This window comes from Streptomyces sp. A0642 (assembly GCF_004795105.1).
In the GTDB taxonomy this organism is placed as follows: domain Bacteria; phylum Actinomycetota; class Actinomycetes; order Streptomycetales; family Streptomycetaceae; genus Streptomyces.
The window spans coordinates 1-1,138 of record NZ_SSBL01000074.1 but is presented as its reverse complement, the minus strand read 5'-3'; the positions used below and the strand labels follow the sequence as shown (position 1 = coordinate 1,138).

The following is a 1,138-nucleotide window of genomic DNA, read 5'->3' as shown; positions in this document are numbered from 1 at the left end:
ATGCTTTGCGGGCGTTGGCGGGTGGCAGGGCGCACCGTGATGTGGTGGAGGGTGTGGTGGGGGGTGGTGATCTGGCGGTGTTGTTCACGGGTCAGGGTAGTCAGCGGATTGCGATGGGGCGTGGGTTGTACGGGGCGTTTCCGGTGTTCCGGGAGGCGTTCGATGAGGTGTGTGCGGCGTTGGATCCGTATGTGCGGGTGCCGTTGGTGGCGGTGGTTTTCGCGCCGGAGGACAGTGCGGATGCGGTGTTGATCCATGAGACGGAGTTCACGCAGCCGGCGTTGTTCGCGTTTGAGGTGGCGTTGTTCCGGTTGTGGCAGGTGTGGGGTGTGGTGCCGTGTGCGGTGGCGGGTCATTCGGTTGGTGAGTTGGCTGCGGCGCATGTGGCGGGTGTGTTGGATCTGGGGGATGCGGCGCGGTTGGTGGCTGCGCGGGGTCGTTTGATGCAGGGGTGTGAGCGGGGTGGGGTGATGGCGTCGGTGGAGGCGTCGGAGGCGGAGGTGTTGGGGGTTGTCGGGGGTGTGGGGGGCCGGGTGTCGGTTGCGGGGTTGAACGGTCCGGCGCAGACGGTGGTCAGTGGTGATGTGGCGGGTGTTTCGGTGGTGGTGGAGCACTTTGCGGGGGTGGGGAGGCGGACGCGGTGGTTGGAGGTCTCGCATGCGTTTCACTCGCCGCATATGGATGCCATGCTCGGTGCGTACCGGGAGGTCGTGGAGTCGTGCACGTTCCGTGAGCCGGGTCTGATGCTGGTGTCGACGGTGACGGGGCGGGAGGTGACGGGGGAGGAGTTGTCCGACCCGGGGTACTGGGTGCGTCAGGTTCGTGAGGGTGTTCGTTTTCTTGACGCGGTGCGGGCGTTGGAGGGGGCGGGTGTGTCCCGTTTCCTGGAGTGTGGTCCGGCCGGTGTGTTGTCCGCGATGGGTGCGGGGTGTGTGGAGCGGGATGCGGTGTTCCTTGCTTCCCAGCGTGTGGGGCGGGGCGTTGATGAGCCGGTTGATGAGGTCCGGACTCTGCTTCAGGCTCTGGGTGCCCTGCATGTGGGCGGGCAGGGCATTGCCTGGGACCGGGTCCTGGACGGGGGAACACCCGTCGGTCTTCCCACGTACGCCTTCCAGCGCCGGCACTACTGGATCGAACC

At 66.6% G+C, this 1,138-nt stretch carries 1 protein-coding gene; it reads left to right on the top strand.

What is annotated here, in order from left to right:
* Positions 1–44: 44 nt before the first annotated feature.
* Positions 45–1,138, top strand: a 1,094-nt coding sequence (locus E6R60_RS36425; protein ID WP_168713750.1) for an acyltransferase domain-containing protein, incomplete at its 3' end; no start/stop codon positions are given.